The organism is Pseudoxanthomonas sp. CCNWLW251 (genome assembly GCF_037402255.1).
In the GTDB taxonomy this organism is placed as follows: Bacteria; Pseudomonadota; Gammaproteobacteria; order Xanthomonadales; family Xanthomonadaceae; genus Pseudoxanthomonas_A.
Genome location: NZ_JBBEGA010000002.1, coordinates 762767 through 780051, shown reverse-complemented (window position 1 = coordinate 780051; position 17285 = coordinate 762767). Strand labels below are relative to the sequence as shown.

The following is a 17285-nucleotide window of genomic DNA, read 5'->3' as shown; positions in this document are numbered from 1 at the left end:
TCCATCACCTTATGCCGCCGCGTCATATGGCCATCGCGGCGGCATGCTCCATCCTGTCCTTCTCCCACGAGGTCTTCCCCCATGTCGCACCGTGCTGTCTGGCTGCTGGTCCTTCTTGCGCTTGCCGGGTGTGCGTCCACGCCGCCTGTCGCATCGCCCTCTGCCACCACCGCCACGCTGGAAGGCGACACGTTGCGTCCGGCCAGCGCGAGTGGCTGGGTGCGCAGCGAGCTGTACTTCGGGGTGGGAGAGGAGACGGGACCGGCGGACCGCCCCCAGGCCGAGCCCATCACCGAAGCGACGTGGCGCGCCTTCCTCGACAAGGAAGTGACCTCGCGCTTCCCGGACGGCCTGACCGTGTTCGATGCCTACGGCCAGTGGCTGTTCCGTGGTGCGAAGGAACCCAATCGCCTGAAGACCAAGGTGCTGGTGGTGCTGCACGAGGACACGCCGCAGCGCCGCGCCGATGTCGAGGCGATCCGCCTGGCGTGGAAGCAGGCCACCGGCCACCAGTCGGTGCTGTGGTCGCGCCACGCGGTGGACGTATCGTTCTGAGTCGATCTGCTCCTTCCCCCGCGTGCGGGGGAAGGCGGCTTATCCTGTGGTCCGCCATTCCCTCCTTTCCCTTTTCCTTCTTCGGCCTCCCATGACCGCATCGGCTTCTCCCGTGCGCCGCTGGTTCGTTCCCGGCGACCTCAACGGTTTCTTCGGCCTGGTGGTGGACAACCTGTCCATCCTCGGCTTCATCGCCGCCGCATTGATCGGCATCTTCCAGTTCCCGGCCGAGATGGTGTTCACCCGCATGTTCCCCGGCACCGCGCTGGGCGTGCTGGTCGGCAACCTGATCTATACGTGGATGGCGCACCGGTTGTCGGCCAAGACCGGGCGCGATGACGTCACCGCGATGCCGCTGGGCCTGGACGCGCCCACCAGCATCGGCATGGCGCTGCTGGTGCTGGGCCCGGCCTTCGTCGGCTTCAAGCAGGCGGGCCTGGACGAACAGGCCGCGGCCACTGCCACCTGGCAGCTCGGCATGGCCTCGCTGGTGGTGATGGGCGTGCTGAAGCTAGTGCTGTCGTTCTTCGGCGATGCGGTCACGCGGGCGGTGCCGCGCGCGGGCCTGCTGGGCTCCATCGGTGGCGCGGCGCTGACGCTGCTGGGCTTCCTGCCGCTGATCGAAACGCTGCGTCAGCCCATCGTCGGCTTCGTCACCTTCGGCCTGCTGCTGTATGTGCTGGTGGCCAAGGGCAAGTTGCCGGTGAAGATCCCGGGCGTGCTGCTGGCCTTCATCGTCGGCACCACGCTGTACTACGCGCTGGGTCTCGCTGGCCTTGGCGCGCCGGGCTTCAAGGTGCCGGACGCCGTGCCGCTGGCGGTGACGCTGCCGTTGCCCACGCTGGGCTGGCTGGACGGCCTGGCCTACACGGTGCCCTACCTGCCGCTGCTGCTGCCGTTCGGCCTGCTGATGGTGGTCGGCGGCATCAACGTCAGCGAAAGCGCGCGCGCCGCCGGCGACGACTACCGCACACGCGACGTACTGCTGGCCGAGGCGGTGTCCACCCTGGTCGCGGGCTTTTGCGGGGGCGTGGCGCAGACCACGCCCTACATCGGCCAGCCTGCGTACAAGCACATGGGCGCGCGCAAGGGCTACACGCTGCTGACCGGGCTCTTCATCGGCCTGGGCGGCGTGCTGGGCTACGTGTCGGGGCTGGTGCAGTGGCTGCCGGTCGCCGTTCTGGCGCCGATCATCGTCTACGTGGGCCTCGACATCACCGTGCAGGCCTTCACCGAAACGCCGCGCAAGCACGCCATTGCAGTGGCGCTGGGCTTCCTGCCGTCGGTGGCCTACCTGCTGACGATCAAGTTCGGCAATCCGGCGTGGATCGCTCCCGACCATTTCGCTGGCCTGTACGAAGGCGTCGATGGCCACGGCCTGCCCGACCTGGCCACCATCGTGACACTGGGCAACGGCTTCATCATCACCGCGATGATCTGGACCACCGCGCTGGTGGCGATGATCGACGGGCGCAACGGCCGCGCCGTCGTCGCGCTGCTGGTCGGCGCGGTGCTGACGCTGTTCGGCATCATCCATTCGGTCGACCCGCGCGGTGGCATCTATCTGCCGTGGGACGTGGAAGGACTGCGCGCGACGATCCTGTGGCAGTTCGCAGGGGCCTACGCCGCGCTGGCCGTGCTGCTGGGCCTGCTGTCCTTGCAGAAGAAAGCGTAGGGCGGGCCCTGGCCCGCCATTCGGCACGTGCAAGAAGGTGGGCCAGGGCCCACCCTACGGTGAATCCGGGTCTCAGTCGGCCTTGAAACACCGCTGCTTAACCTCATCTGGGTAGCATCGGCTGGCGTTCGCCGGCCCCTACTTTCCTTGAGGTTCTCCCGATGCGGATGGACAAACTGACCTCGCGTTTCCAGCAGGCGCTGGCCGACGCGCAATCGCTGGCCGTGGGCCGCGACCACACCATGATCGAACCGGTGCACGTGCTCACCGCGTTGCTGGAACAGCAGGGCGGCAGCACGCGTCCGTTGCTGTCGCAGGCCGGCGTCAACGTGCCCCTGCTGCGCGAGCGGCTGGGCGAAGCGCTCGACAAGCTGCCCAAGGTGACCGGCCAGGCCGGCAACCTGTCCATCGGCAACGACCTGTCGCGGCTGCTCAACGTCACCGACAAGCTGGCGCAGGACAGTGGCGATACCTACATCGCCAGCGAGTGGTTCCTGCTGGCTGCGCTGGACGACAGCGGGGCCGCCGGGCAGGAACTGAAGGCCAGCGGCGCCGACAAGCAGAAGCTGCGTGCCGCCATCGATCGTCTGCGCGGGGGTGAGAAAGTGCAATCCGAGAATGCCGAAGACCAGCGCCAGGCGCTGGAGAAGTACACCATCGACCTCACCGAGCGCGCGGAGATCGGCAAGCTGGATCCGGTGATCGGTCGTGACGAGGAAATCCGCCGCACCATCCAGGTCCTGCAGCGCCGCACCAAGAACAATCCCGTGCTGATCGGCGAGCCCGGCGTGGGCAAGACCGCCATCGTCGAAGGCCTGGCGCAACGCATCGTCAACGGCGAGGTGCCGGAAGGCCTGAAGGGCAAGCGCGTGCTGAGCCTGGACATGGGCGCCCTGATCGCCGGCGCGAAGTTCCGCGGCGAATTCGAAGAGCGCCTGAAGGCCGTGCTCAACGACCTGGCCAAGAACGAAGGCCAGATCATCCTCTTCATCGACGAACTGCACACCATGGTCGGCGCCGGCAAGGCCGAAGGCTCCATGGACGCCGGCAACATGCTGAAGCCCGCGCTGGCGCGCGGCGAACTGCACTGCATCGGCGCGACCACGCTGGACGAATACCGCAAGTACGTGGAGAAGGACGCCGCGCTGGAGCGCCGTTTCCAGAAAGTGTTCGTCGGCGAACCCAGCGTCGAGGACACCATCGCCATCCTGCGCGGGCTGAAGGAGAAGTACGCCGTGCACCATGGCGTGGAGATCACCGACCCCGCCATCGTCGCCGCGGCCACGCTGTCGCACCGCTACATCGCCGACCGCCAGCTGCCCGACAAGGCCATCGACCTGATGGACGAAGCGGCATCGCGCATCCGCATGGAGATCGACTCCAAGCCGGAAGAAATGGACCGCATGGAGCGCCGGCTGATCCAGCTGAAGATCCAGCGCGAGGCGCTGAAGAAGGAGAAGGACGCGCAGTCGAAGCAGCGCCTGGCCGATCTCGAGACCGAGATCGAATCGCTGCAGCGCGAGTTCAACGACCTGGAAGAAATCTGGAAGGCCGAGAAGGCCACGCTGACCGGCGCCACGAAGATCAAGGAACAGATCGAACGCGTGAAGCTGGAACTGGAAGCCGCGCAGCGCAAGCAGGACTACGCGCGCATGAGCGAACTGCAGTACGGCCAGCTGCCGGAACTGGAAAAACAGCTGTCCGCCGCGCAGGAGGCCGAGCAGAAGGGCTTCCGCCTGCTGCAGGACAAGGTCACCGATGAGGAGATCGCCGAGGTCGTCAGCCGCTGGACCGGCATCCCGGTCAGCAAGATGCTGGAAGGCGAGCGCGAGAAGCTGCTGCAGATGGAGCAGTCGCTGCGCGGCCGCGTGATCGGCCAGGAAGAGGCGATCAAGGTCGTGTCCGACGCCGTGCGCCGTTCGCGTGCCGGCATTTCCGATCCCGACCGTCCGAGCGGCTCGTTCCTGTTCCTCGGCCCGACCGGCGTGGGCAAGACCGAGCTGTGCAAGGCGCTGGCCGAATTCCTGTTCGACAGCAGCGACGCGATGGTCCGCATCGACATGAGCGAGTTCATGGAGAAGCACGCGGTGAGCCGCCTGGTCGGCGCGCCTCCGGGCTATGTGGGTTACGAGGAAGGCGGCTACCTGACCGAGGCCGTGCGTCGTCGCCCGTACAGCGTGATCCTGCTGGACGAAGTGGAGAAGGCGCACCCGGACGTGTTCAACATCCTGCTGCAGGTGCTGGACGACGGTCGCCTGACCGATGGCCAGGGCCGCACGGTGGATTTCCGCAACACGGTCATCGTGATGACCTCCAACCTGGGCTCCAGCCTGATCCAGGACATGAGCGATGGTGGCGGCGCAGGCGACACGCCGGAGAGCTACACGCAGATGAAGGCGGCCGTGATGGGCGTGGTGCAGGCGCATTTCCGGCCCGAATTCATCAACCGTTTGGACGACATCGTCGTGTTCCATCCGCTGGACAAGGCGCAGATCCGCGAGATCGCCCGCATCCAGACGCGCTACCTGGCCAAGCGCCTGGCCGAGCGCCAGATCGTGTTGGAGCTGGACGATTCGGCGTTGATGCTGCTGGGCAACGTGGGCTTCGATCCGGTGTATGGCGCGAGGCCGCTGAAGCGCGCGATCCAGGCGCAGCTGGAGAATCCGCTGGCCCACAAGATTCTGTCGGGCGAATTCGGAGCAGGCGACAAGGTGCGTGTGCACGCCGACGGCGGGCACTTGCAGTTCGAACGGCGCACTGCGGACGTCTGACCTGTGAAGGGTGACCGCGCCATCGTGCGCGGTTCAAATCACACTTGCATGCGCGGTATCGCGCATGCACGAATGCCAGAGTAGTGTGCCTCCCTAGCGGGGGTAGCGCGTCGATGCGTGCATCCCGTCATCACGTGAAGGGATGCGCGCCACGATGGACACACGACCCCGCGCCTGGTGGATTGATGCTGGCCTCGTATCGCTGGCCTGTCTGGTGCTGCAGAGCATCGAGGTCGGGTATGGCGCGCACTTCTTCGGTGAACGCTGGCAGGGCGGACAGGCCTCGCTGCTGCACGCCCATGCCGGCCTGCTGATGGCGATCGCCCTGTTGGGGGGCGACTGGCGGGTGCTGGCAATGGCGTTCCTGGCCAATTTCGTGCAGTGGTGGTGGCGTGCGCAGCTGCAGGTGCCGCTGTCGCTCCTCTACATCGTGGCCGTTGCCGCGGCGATGATGCTGCAATGGCGCTGGACCGTGGCATGTGCAGGATGGGCCGGCGGCCCCATGGGCCGTCGCCGACGCATGCAGGTGTCGGGCATCGGGCGTTACCTGCTCGTGTGCCTGCTGCTGTTTCCTTTCGGCTGGGCGACCCTGGCAGCCGCGTTGTACACATTGATCGGGCAGGGCCCGCCCGTAGTGGCGAGCGCGTCGCTGCAACTGCTGCTCGCCAAGCATGTCGGCGTGGGCATGCTGACATTGCCTTTCCTGCTGGTGTGGAGCGATGAACGCCTGCGACAGGTTCCCGGGCATCGCTGGTTCGTCATCGTGGCATGGCTGTGTCTGGTGCTGGTGGTGGGGGCGCTGCTTGAGTACTCGGGCGATGGCGTGGTCCGGCCATGGCTTGAACTGGTTTACGAATACCGCACGTTGATCGGCGCATTGATGGCCATCGCCATGCTGCTCTGGCGCGTGGAGTATTCGATGCCGTTGCTGACGGTGACCCACCTGCTGTTGTTGCATGCGCTGACGGACCAGGCCCAGCAGGCCGAGTCTGCAATGCAGATGCAGCGCCTGCTGGTGCACATGGTCGAGTGCAATTTCATGGTGCTGGTGCTCGCATTGCTGTTCCTGCTCAACCGCGAACGCATGGAACGCTATCGCCATGTGCGCAAGATGGGACGGCATGATGCGAGCAGCGGACTGGCCAATGCCCACGCCCTGCAGGAAGCCTGGCGAATGCTTCCCGCGACGCCGCCCGTCATGGGCTTCCTGCTGCTTGATCAGGTGGAACGTGTCCTCGGCAGCTATGGCTGGCGCGCCGAAACGCTGTTGCTGCGCGAAGCGGGGCGGATCATGGCACCACTGGCGCGCACCTTTCACCTGGGGGGTGGGCATTTCGTCCTGCTGCCACGCCAGCCTGCCGGCACGGGCGGCGAGACGTGCGCGTGGGACGACATCCTGAAACGCCTGCAGGGGCGTGTGTTCCAGTGGAAGGATGCGCAGTTGCGGCTGAACCCCTATCTGGGCCTGGTGCGACCCGAACGGCTGGGCGCGCAGTCGCTGGACGAATGTCTTGCCAACGCGTGCGATGCAGCCCTGTGCGCACGTCGCGAGGGGGAATGCAGTCCGATGCACTACGTATCCACGCGGGAGGGGAGCGCCGTGTTGGCGAGGCAGCATCGGCTGGTGGCCTCTGCGGAGGCCCTGCAGTGCGTGCACGCAGGGCGCATCGAACTGCACCTGCAGCCTATCGTCCGTATTGATGGAGGCGCCGCGCTGTCCGGGTTCCAGGGCGAGGTGTTGTGCCGCCTGCGCACAGCGCAGGGGCGGCTGCTGATGCCGGCCGAATTCATCCCCGACCTGGAGGAGAGCGGCCATGTGGCGGATCTGGACATCGCCGTCGTCGAATGCCTGTTCGACTGGCTGAAGGCGCATCCCGACGCCATGCCCGGTATCGCGCGCCTGGGCATCAACCTGAGCGGTCGCAGCCTGGCGTCCGCCTCGTTCCGCGCGCGTTTTGCCGACCTGTTGCGATGCTCGCCGTTGAATCATCGCGCGCTGTGCTTCGAACTGACCGAGACCGCCGTGATCGCGAGCCAGGATTCCGCCCTCAAGCTCTTCCAGGAGCTGCGGGCACATGGCTGCCGGTTGGCGCTGGATGATTTCGGCAGCGGAGTGCAGAACTTCGAGCGCCTGAAACAGGTGCCGGTGGACAGCCTGAAGATCGATGGCCAGTTCATCCGCCACTTGGATACCGAGCCGGGTGACCTGGAAATCGTGCGGGCGGCCGTAGCGGTCGCCAAGGCTCACGGCCTGGCGACGGTTGCCGAATATGTGGAGAACGCCAGCCAGGTACTGCAGTTGCGCGCGCTGGGGGTGCAGTGGGGGCAGGGCTACCATCTGGGTCGCCCCCGCCCCATCTTCGACTGGCTGCTGCCCGATTCCGGCCTCCACGCGCGCTGATGTTCGTTTTCCGGTGGTGGCCGGCCGGCGCCGCCCATTCCGTTTAGCCTGAATCTGGGCAAGTGCGATGGCGATGGCCTGCCCTCAGGAATCCGTGGCAGGATGGCGACGCGTCGGGGGACCAGCAGACTGATGGTTGCCAACGGTGTCCACAGGGAAGAGCACGGAATGGGTGGAAGCACGAAAGTGCTCCTGCTGGGAGGGCTGTGCCTGCTGTTGCAGCAGATCCCCGTCAGCTACCGCATCGATTTCTTCGGCGAGCTGGCCCACGCTTCACTGGTCCACCTGCATGCGGGCCTGCTGCTGGCCATCGCCATGCTGGAAAGGGACCGCCGCGTGGTGGCGGGCTGTTTCCTGCTGACGTTCGTGGGCTGGACCGTGCGCCAGCTTTATTTCGACCAGTGGCAACCGGGTCCGGTGCTCGCCTGGGGCGCGGCCAGCTATCTTTTCACGCTGGGCTGGAGCCTGGCGTGCGCGCGATGGATGCGGTGGCCGCGTGCGCCCGGCCAGCGCGTGCAACGGCGCGACCTGGTCCGGTTCGCTTCGATAGGCCTGTTGCTCTATCCGCTGGTGCTCGCGCTTGCCGGCTTCAGCATCGCGGCGATTTCGACATCCGCGCTGGCCATCAGTTCGGCGTTCCAGATGTTCTTCGCCAAGCAGTTCGGCGTGGCCGTGGTGACATTGCCGCTGGTGGTGGCGTGGCGGGAACGCGGGTATCCCGCGCCCAGGCTAGATGCTGCTTCGCACTGGATGTGGCCGGTCGCGCTGGCGGCCGGGCTGGTGCTCAGCGTGTGGATGGCGGTGCTGGTGCGGCAGGCCTACATGGCGGACGGCACCGCGCCGCGCATGGTGCTGATGGACTATCGCTTCGCGCTGCTGCTGGTGTTGGGCTGGAGCATGCTGCGGTTGTCGTCGCGGTGGGCGATGGCGGCCCTGTCGCTGACCTTGCTGCTGCTGGTGGGCATGGTGGCGGGCACGGCCGAATACGCGAACAGTCCGGTGGGTTTCTTCAACCTGCTGCACATCACGCTGGAGTTGAACATCCTGCTGCTGGCGATGATGTACCTGTGGCTGACCAACCGTGACCGCTTCGAACTGGCCGAACGGCTTTCCAGCGAGACCCTGCGCGACCAGATCACCGGCCTGCCCAACCTGAAGGCGTTGCGCGAGCGGGTGGCGCGGCCGCTCGCGCGGACCGAACTCGGGTACCTGCTGCTGGACCAGACCGACACGCTGGTGGCGGGCTTCGGCCTGGATACGCAGGCGCAGGCGATGAATGCGACCGCACGGCGCCTGGAGGACATCGTGGAGACGTATTACGTCGGCACCGGCCAGTTCGCGCTGTTGCCGAAGTTCTCGCGCGACGCCGACCTGTGGGAGCGGGTCATGGCGCGCGTGGAGCATGCGGAGATCGATGCGGGCGGGCAGCCGATGCGCTTGCTGCCCTACCTGGGAGTGGCCGCGTTCAACGGTACGCAGGCGAGCGTGATCGATGCGGCGGTGGTCGCCGCTTCGCATCTGGCCTTCGAGGCTCGCCACCACGGCGAACTGAGGCCCCGCTACACCGATATCGGTGATAGCCAGTTGCGGCGCACGCATCGCCGGCAACTGCACGACGCCACCGAGGCCCTGGCGAGCCTGCGCAATGAGCGCGTGGTGTTGTACTTCCAGCCGATCCGCGAACTTGCCGATGTCCATGGCGAGCCACGTGGGCTGACGGGCGAGGTGTTGTGCCGCTTGCTGGACGAGCGGGGCGAGATCATGTCGCCTGCGCGCTTCATGGCGCCGCTGGAAGCGGCTGGCCGGGGTGCGGAACTGGACCTGGCGGTCGTGCGCGCGTTGTTCCGTCTGCTGCGCAAGTCGCCCGCCGCGCTGCCGCATTGCCGCGAGATCGCGATCAACCTGACCGGCCAGAGCCTGGCCTCGATGAGTTTCCAGGTGGAACTGCGCACCCTGCTGGCAGGTTCGCCGCTGCCGATGAGCGCGTTGTGTTTCGAAGTCACCGAAACTGCCGCCATCTCCAACACGGCCGCCGCCAGCCACCTGCTGGCCGACCTGCGCGCGCTGGGCTGCCACATCGCCATCGACGATTTCGGCACCGGCATGCAGAGTTTCGCGCGCCTGCGCGAACTCCCTGTCGATGTCATCAAGATCGATGGCTCGTTCGTCCGCAACGTAGCCCAGTTGGGCAAGGACCATGCGGTCGTGCAGGCATCCGTTGCCGTGGCCAACGCCTTTGGCGCGATCACCGTGGCCGAGTTCGTCGAGGACGAAGCCACGGAGCACTGCCTGCGGCAACTGGGCGTGCAGCGCGTGCAGGGTTACCTGTACGGTGCCCCGCGGCCGTTGGCCGAGGTGCTGGCGGAAACTGCCGCAGAGGCCGCCGTTTTCCGCAGCTGATCCGCCGGCTCAGCCATTGATGCGTTGCGGGCGGTAGGGCGGTGTCGACATCACCATCTCCGCCAGCGAGAACGCCAGTTCGCGTTCGGCCAGCACGGCACCGTCGGCACCGTGCTCGAGCAGATGCTTCACTTCGCCCTCGCTGTGCGCGCGGGCGAGCAGGGTCAGCGAAGGATTGATCGCACGCAGCTTGGCCAGGGTCTCGCCGGCCTCCAGGGGCTGGGGGATCGCCAGCACCGCGATCTTGGCGCGCTCGGGATGCGCTTCGGCCAGCACCTTGTCGGCTGCCGCGCTGCCGCGGATGGCCGGAATGCCGGCATCGTGCGCGCGTGCCACGTGGTCGCCGTTGTCGTCGATGACGATCAGCGGTACGCCGCGGTCGCGCAGTACGCGTGCCAGTTCGCTGCCCACGCGGCCGTAGCCGATGATGATGGCGTGGTCGGTGACATCCAGCGAGGGTCCGGGCGGTATCTCGGGCTCCGCCGGCACCGGTGCCAGCGCCTCCTGCTTCTTCTGCCAGCGATCCAGCCATGAGAACAGGAACGGGTTGGCGATGATCGACAGCAGCGAGCCGGCCAGGATCAGGTCGCGGCCTTCCGGGGGCAGGATCTTCAGCGAGACGCCCAGGGCGGCGAGGATGAAGGAGAACTCGCCGATCTGCGCCAGGCTGACCGAGATCGTCAGCGCGGTGCCGGTGGGGTGCTTGAACGCCTTGACGATGTAGTACGCCGCCACCGACTTGCCCACCACGATGATCCCGAAGGTGGCCAGCACCTGCCATGGATGCGCCACCAGGATCGCCGGGTTGAACAGCATGCCGACCGATACGAAGAACAGCACCGCGAAGGCATCCCGCAGCGGCAGCGAGTCGTTGGCCGCCTTGTGGCTCAGCTCGGATTCGTTGAGCAGCATGCCGGCGAAGAACGCGCCCAGTGCAAACGACACCCCGAACAGGGTGGCCGAGCCGAACGCCACGCCCAGGGCGATCGCCAGCACCGACAGCGTGAACAGCTCGCGCGAACCGGTGGCGGCGATCTTCTCCAGCGTCCACGGAATCACCCGGCGGCCGACCACCAGCATGAAGGCGACGAAGGCACCCAGCTTGATCAGCGTCCACACGATGGCCACTGCGAAGGTACCGAAGCTGGCGGGTTCGCCGCCTGCGGTGTCGCCGAAGGTTTCCGCCAGTACCGGCAGCATCACCAGCGCCAGCACCATCGCGATGTCTTCCACGATCAACCAGCCCACCGCGATGCGGCCGCGCTTTGTATCCAGCAGGCGTCGGTCCTCCATCGCGCGCAGCAGCACCACGGTGCTCGCCACCGACAGCGCCAGCCCGAACACGAAGCCGTTCAACGGCGTCCAACCCATGCCCCATGCCAGCGCCCAGCCCAGCGCCGTGGCCACGACGATCTGCGCGATGGCGCCGGGGATGGCGATCGCCTTGACCTCCAGCAGATCCTCCAGCGAGAAGTGCAGGCCCACGCCGAACATCAGCAGCATCACGCCCAGTTCCGACAGCTGGTTGGCCAGCTCCTGGTCGGCCACGAAGCCGGGCGTGAACGGACCGACGAAGATGCCTGCAAGCAGGTAACCGACCAGTGGCGACAAGCGCAGCTTGTGGGCGATCGCACCCAGCACGAAGGCCAGGGCCAACCCCACCGCGATGATGTTGATCAGGTCGGTGTCATGATGCATCGATGGGCGTTTTTCCTCGGCATGAGCGTCGAGTGTCGCCGATGCGGACGCTCCGCCGCAAACCGGCGCAGGCCGTCGGGCGTGTCGTGTCCCGCGCCTTTCGTCACCGCCACAACGGAAACGCCCCGCACGGGGCGGGGCGTTCCGGGTGCATCAGGCAACGCAGCGTGTTACCACGTGTAAGCGATGCGCCCGTACACGTACGCGCCGTTGAAACCGCCCGGCGACTGGCTGCTGTAGGGGAACTGGCCACTGTTCGAGTTCGGGAAAATGGTGCGGTCCGGATACTCGTCCAGCAGGTTGTCCGCGCCCAGCGTCAGCGTCCAGTTCTCGCTCGGGCGGTAGCTGGTCGAGGCATCCAGGATCCACTTGGCGCCGTAGGTCTGGTCGTTGACCGGATTGCCGGTCTCGCTGACGCGGGTGGTGAACTCGCCGTAGCGGGTGGCGCCGAAGGTGAAGTCCCAGCGTGCCAGGTTCCATGCCGCCGTCAGCGTGGTCTTGTCACGCGGATAGCCTTCCTCGATGCGGCCCTGCTCATCGCGGCCGATGCGCCACAGGTTCGCGCCCAGGGCGGTCAGCTCCGGTGGATTCGGTGCGATGCGCTGGATCTCGGTCTTGTTGTAGTTGTAGCCGGCGGTCAGGGCGAGGCTGCTGTTGGCCAGCGGCACGGTGTACTGCGCGATCACGTCGACGCCGCGCGTGCGGGTGTCGGCCGCGTTGGTGAAGTAGCGCGCACTGGTGACACCATTGACGCCGAGGCTGGCCAGCAGCGCCTGCGCCGCCGCGTTGCCGCCCAGCAGCAGGTTGGAGGACAGCACGATGCGATCATCGATGTCGATCTGGTACGCATCGATGGTGACGTACAGGCGGTCCACCGGCTGCAGCACCAGGCCAAGTCCGTACGACAGCGAGGTCTCGGCGGTCAGCGCATCGGCTCCCAGCGCCTGCGCGACAGGGCCGGTGGCGGGGAACGTGCCCGATTCGAAGAAGCGGTCGAGGGTGGCGTTGTACTGCGATGTCACCACCTGGTAGTACTGCTGCGCCAGCGCCGGCGCGCGGAAGCCGCTGGCCACGGTCGCGCGCAGCGCCACCGCATCGGTGAAGGCATAGCGCGCCGACAGCTTGCCCGACACCTCGCTTCCGAAGTCGGAATAGTCCTCGTAGCGACCGGCGATGCCGGCCGAGAACTTCTCGGTCAGGTCGGCTTCCAGGCCCACGTAGGCCGCATAGCTGTCGCGGTCCGAATGCACCGCGTTGGCCGGTGTGAAGCCACCGAAACCCTGTGCGCCGCTGCCGGTGTAGGAGGCCAGTTCGCCAGGCGACTGGTTCCACTTCTCCTCGCGGTACTCCGCGCCGAACGACAGCGTGGCCGGATACGCCAGCCCGATCTCAAGCGCCTTGCTGATGTCGGCGTTCAGCACGTTCTGGGTGTACTCCAGCGCGCCGTCGTAGAAGCGACGCGGGCTGGTCGCGCCCAGGCTGTAGTTGATGCTGTTCTGGGTGTGGAACTTCAAATGGTTGTAGCCGTAGTTGTAGCTGACGTCCCACTTCCAGCCGCTTTCGGTGTCGCCCTTGACGCCCGCCACCAGCGAGCGGTCCTGCGAGAGCTGGTTGATCTCCGGCACGTAACCTTCCGGATACACCTGCGGCACCAGCGCGTTGTGGCCGATCGAGCGGTAGAAGGCGAACGAGACGATGTCGCGGTTGCTGGCGATGGCGGTTGCGTAGGCGCTGACGTTGTCGCTGAAGTCGAAGCCTGCGTTGGCCGACACCGCGCCGGCATCCACCTGCGGATCACCGTAGACGAAGGCCACCGTGCCGATGGCGGGATTGTTGCCGGTGTTGGGCGCGGTGCCCTGGTAGGGGCCGGCGCGGTTGGTTTCGTCCTGCTGGGTCAGCTGCCCCGCGACGTGCACGAAGCCGCGACCGCCGCCGAAGGACACCCCGGTATCGCCGGACAGCTGCGTGCTGCGCCCGTCGCCGGCGGAATAGCCGCCCACATCCACCGCCAGGCGGCCGCCTTCGCCTGCGCCCTTCAGCACGATGTTGACCACACCGGCGATGGCATCGGAACCGTACTGCGCCGAAGCGCCGTCGCGCAGCACTTCCACGCGTTCGATCGCCGACACGGGGATGGCGTTGAGGTCCACCGCCGACGAACCGCGGCCGATGCTGCCGTTGACGTTGACCAGCGCCGAGATGTGGCGGCGCTTGCCGTTGACCAGGATCAGCACCTGGTCCGGCGACAGGCCGCGCAGCTGCGCCGGACGGACGCCGCTGGTGCCGTCGGTGACGGCCGGGCGCGGGAAGTTCAGCGAGGGCAGGGCGCGTGCCAGTGCCGTTGCGAGTTCGGTGGTGCCGGTCGCCTGCAGGGCCTCCGGCGTGATGATGTCGATCGGCGACTGCGATTCGGCGACGGTGCGGTCGGAGACGCGCGTGCCGGTGACGATCAGGGTGTCCAGCGTGCGCGCCTCGGCAGGGGCGGATTCCTGGGCGAATACGGCGGGGGCGACCAGCGCCAGGCTGATGGCGAAGGTCAGGGGCGACAGCTTGCGGGTCATGGGGGGCTCCGGGAAGGACTGCGAAGTGATGCTTGAAGTGGATCAGGGCTTGCAAAGTTTCCTTTGAAACCATGGACTTAGGCGCTACAGACTCTGGTTACAGGGCCATGACATGGATGTCAATGGTTTCTTAACAACTGTGGACAGAGGCGCTATCGATAAACTACGCGGCCGCTTCCCCCCAAATCCCCTTAGGTTGTTTCTTGATCTCCCTTCGTAATTTCGCGCTGCGCCGCGGTGAGCGCCTGTTGCTGTCCAACGTCGACCTGACCCTGCATGCGGGCTACCGCGTGGGCGTGGTCGGCCGCAATGGCGCGGGCAAGTCCAGCCTGTTCGCCGCCGTGCAGGGCGAACTGGAAGCCGACAAGGGCGACCTCGACCTGCCCGGCAAGGTACGCATCGCCAGCGTGGCGCAGGAAACCCCGTCGCTGCCCGATCCGGCACTGTCGTTCGTGCTCGGGGGCGACACCGAGGTGGCCGCCGTGCTGCAGGCCGAAGCCGACGCCACCGCGCGCGAGGACTGGGAGGCGGTGGCCAACGCGCATACCCGCATGGCGGAGATCGGCGCCTACGACGCGGAGGCGCGCGCCGGCAAGCTGCTGCACGGGCTGGGCTTCCCGGCCGATACGCACCACCGGCCGGTGTCGTCGTTCTCCGGTGGCTGGCGCGTGCGCCTGAACCTGGCGCGTGCACTGATGATGCCCAGCGACCTGTTGCTGCTCGACGAACCCACCAATCACCTCGACATGGATGCGGTGCTGTGGCTCGAGCAATGGTTGCTGAAATACCCGGGCACGCTGCTGCTGATCTCGCACGACCGCGAGTTCCTCGACAACGTCGCCACCCACACGCTGCACCTGCACGGCGGCGGCGCCAAGCTGTACACCGGCGGCTACACCGACTTCGAGCGCCAGCGCGCCGAACAGCTGCGCCAGCAGCAGATCGCGCACGAGAAGGAACAGGCCGAACGCGCGCACCTGCAGAGCTTCATCGACCGCTTCAAGGCCAAGGCCTCGAAGGCCGCGCAGGCGCAGAGCCGCATGAAGCGCCTGGCCAAGCTGGCCGGCACCGAGGCGGTGCGCGCCGAGCGCGAGTTCCGCATCGAGTTCGCCGAGCCGGCCAAGCTGCCGTTCTCCCTGATCCGCCTGAATCATGTCGAAGCCGGCTATGGGCCGGATGCGGTGATCCTGCACAACGTCGGCTTCGGCTTGGAAGCGGGGCAGCGCATCGGCCTGCTCGGCCCCAACGGCGCCGGCAAGACCACGCTGGTGAAGACACTGGTGGGCGAGTTGCCCGCGCTGGCCGGCGACCGCATGGCGCACCCGGACCTGCGGATCGGCTACTTCGCGCAGCACACCGTGGAATCGCTGCACGAAGGCCAGTCGCCGATGGACCATTTCCGCGATCTGTCGCCGGACGCCAGCAACCAGTCGTTCCGCGACTTCCTCGGCAAATGGAATTTCCCCGGCGACCGCGCGTTCGAACCGGTCGATGGCTTCTCCGGCGGTGAGCGCGCGCGCCTGGCCCTGGCGCTGATCGCGTGGCAGCAGCCCAACGTGCTGCTGCTCGACGAACCCACCAACCACCTCGACCTGGAAATGCGCGAAGCGCTGGCCGAAGCGCTCAGCGACTTCGATGGTGCCATCGTCATGGTCTCGCACGACCGCCACCTGATCGGCCTGGTCTGCGACACGTTCTGGCGCGTGGCGGATGGCGTGGTCGAGCCGTTCGACGGCGACCTGGACGAATACGCCGCCTGGCTGCGCACGCGTGCCTCCGCGCAGGGCAGCAAGCCGCTGCGCAGCGAGCCTGCGCCGCCGCCGAAGTCCGTGCCGGCACCGTCGCGCAAGATCAATCCCGTCAAACTCGCCGAGGCCGAAGCGAAAGTCGCGGAACTGGAAGGAAAGCTGGCGGACGTGGACGCGCAACTCGCGGATTCGCAAACCTATGCCGATGCCGACCTGGCCGCGCGACTGGGCCGGGACCGCGAGGCGCTGCAGCAGCAACTGGCCAAGGCGGAGCAGGCCTGGTCGGCGTTGTACGACGACGCTTGAATCGCGCACCTGGCATCCCCACACCACCCCCCGTCCGCTCGGCCCATCATTCCCATGCCCATCTACGCTTTCGAATGCACCCAGTGCGGCCACAGTTTCGACCGACTGCAGAAGCTGTCCGATCCCGACCCCGATACCTGTCCGTCCTGCGGCGCGCAGACGGTCAAACGGCAGTTGACGGCGCCATCGTTCCGGCTGGCCGGCAGTGGCTGGTACGAGACCGATTTCAAGAAGGACGGCGACAAGAAGCGCAACCTGGCCGACGGTGGCGAAGGCGCCAAACCTTCCAGCGAGTCCAAGCCTGCCGAGTCGTCGCCTGCGAAGACCGACGCCAAGCCTGCAACGCCGTCGTCGACGTCCTCGACCTGAGGCCGGCGGTGTAAGGTGCATCCCTTCCTGCAAATGAAGGGATGCCATGAAGAAGACCCTGCTCGCGTTCGCTGCGTTGTCCGTCGCCGGCTGCGCCACGTCATCCACGGGCGCGTCGTCATCGACGCCTGCCGACGCCTTCCTCGCTGCGCTGGGGGCCCAGTGCGGCAAGGCCTATGCGGGCCGTATCACCGCCAACCAGCCCGCGTCGACCACGCCGGACGCGTTCGAGGGCAAGGCGCTGGTGATGCATGTACGTGGCTGCGATGACCCTGCGCGCGAGATCCGCGTGCCGTTCCATGTCGGCGACGACCACTCGCGCACCTGGGTGGTCACGCGTACGACGGCCGGCCTGCGTTTGAAGCATGACCATCGCCACGAAGACGGCAGTCCGGACGCGGTGACGATGTACGGTGGAGGCACGGTGGATGCCGGCACGGCGCAGCGGCAGGCGTTTCCCGTGGATGCCGAATCGGTGGCGATGTTCAAGCGCGAAGGCCTGAATGCCTCGCTCAACAACACCTGGGCCATGGAACTGGTGCCCGCGAAGACCTTCGTCTATGAACTGAGCCGGCCGAATGGCCGCCTGTTCCGGGTGGAGTTCGACCTCACCACGCCGGTGACCCTGCCACCGGCGCCGTGGGGCAGTGGCGAGGGCGGATGAGGCGCCCGGCCCCATCGCCAGGCGGGAGAGGCGGGAGCCGAAAGGGTTCCCAGCTTTCGCTGGGACGACGGTAAGAGGTGTTGTGCACTTTCGTCGTCCCGGCGAAAGCCGGGACCCAAATCGATGTTGCTGCTGTC

10 protein-coding genes are annotated in these 17285 nt (G+C 66.8%); 8 read left to right on the top strand and 2 right to left on the bottom strand.

Annotated features, from left to right (window positions below; translation table 11 throughout):
* Positions 1–81 precede the first annotated feature (81 nt).
* The 5 genes from WBN46_RS10725 (at position 82) to WBN46_RS10705 (ending at position 9802) form a co-directional block, all read left to right on the top strand.
* A complete protein-coding gene (locus WBN46_RS10725) occupies positions 82–555 on the top strand; it encodes a DUF3574 domain-containing protein (RefSeq protein ID WP_337731497.1) in 474 nt (157 codons plus the stop codon).
* Between the two features lie 91 nt (positions 556–646).
* On the top strand, positions 647–2230 hold the full coding sequence (locus WBN46_RS10720; RefSeq protein ID WP_337731496.1) for a hypothetical protein: 1584 nt from the start codon (positions 647–649) through the stop codon (positions 2228–2230).
* Between the two features lie 161 nt (positions 2231–2391).
* Entirely contained in the window at positions 2392–5001 is a 2610-nt protein-coding gene (clpB, locus tag WBN46_RS10715) for an ATP-dependent chaperone ClpB (protein WP_337731495.1), read from the top strand.
* Positions 5002–5155: 154 nt separating this feature from the next.
* Positions 5156–7402 (top strand): bifunctional diguanylate cyclase/phosphodiesterase, encoded by a 2247-nt coding sequence (locus WBN46_RS10710; RefSeq protein WP_337731494.1) that lies wholly within the window; start codon positions 5156–5158, stop codon positions 7400–7402.
* A gap of 186 nt (positions 7403–7588) precedes the next feature.
* A complete protein-coding gene (locus WBN46_RS10705) occupies positions 7589–9802 on the top strand; it encodes a bifunctional diguanylate cyclase/phosphodiesterase (protein WP_337731493.1) in 2214 nt (737 codons plus the stop codon).
* A gap of 9 nt (positions 9803–9811) precedes the next feature.
* Here the strand turns inward: WBN46_RS10705 and ybaL are convergent, their stop codons facing one another.
* Complete coding sequence (gene ybaL / locus WBN46_RS10700; RefSeq protein WP_337731492.1) at positions 9812–11500, bottom strand: YbaL family putative K(+) efflux transporter; 1689 nt, start codon at positions 11498–11500, stop codon at positions 9812–9814.
* 170 nt (positions 11501–11670) lie between these two features.
* A complete protein-coding gene (locus WBN46_RS10695; protein WP_337731491.1) occupies positions 11671–14061 on the bottom strand; it encodes a TonB-dependent receptor in 2391 nt (796 codons plus the stop codon).
* A 203-nt stretch (positions 14062–14264) separates the two neighbouring features.
* On the opposite strand from WBN46_RS10695, the gene WBN46_RS10690 reads away from it, so the two are divergent.
* The 3 genes from WBN46_RS10690 to WBN46_RS10680 are packed head-to-tail and all read left to right on the top strand — an operon-like array spanning position 14265 to position 17148.
* Complete coding sequence (locus WBN46_RS10690) at positions 14265–16115, top strand: ABC-F family ATP-binding cassette domain-containing protein (protein ID WP_337731490.1); 1851 nt, start codon at positions 14265–14267, stop codon at positions 16113–16115.
* 54 nt (positions 16116–16169) lie between these two features.
* A complete protein-coding gene (locus tag WBN46_RS10685) occupies positions 16170–16484 on the top strand; it encodes a zinc ribbon domain-containing protein (protein ID WP_337731489.1) in 315 nt (104 codons plus the stop codon).
* A 46-nt stretch (positions 16485–16530) separates the two neighbouring features.
* Entirely contained in the window at positions 16531–17148 is a 618-nt protein-coding gene (locus WBN46_RS10680) for a hypothetical protein (RefSeq protein ID WP_337731488.1), read from the top strand.
* Positions 17149–17285: the final 137 nt, after the last annotated feature.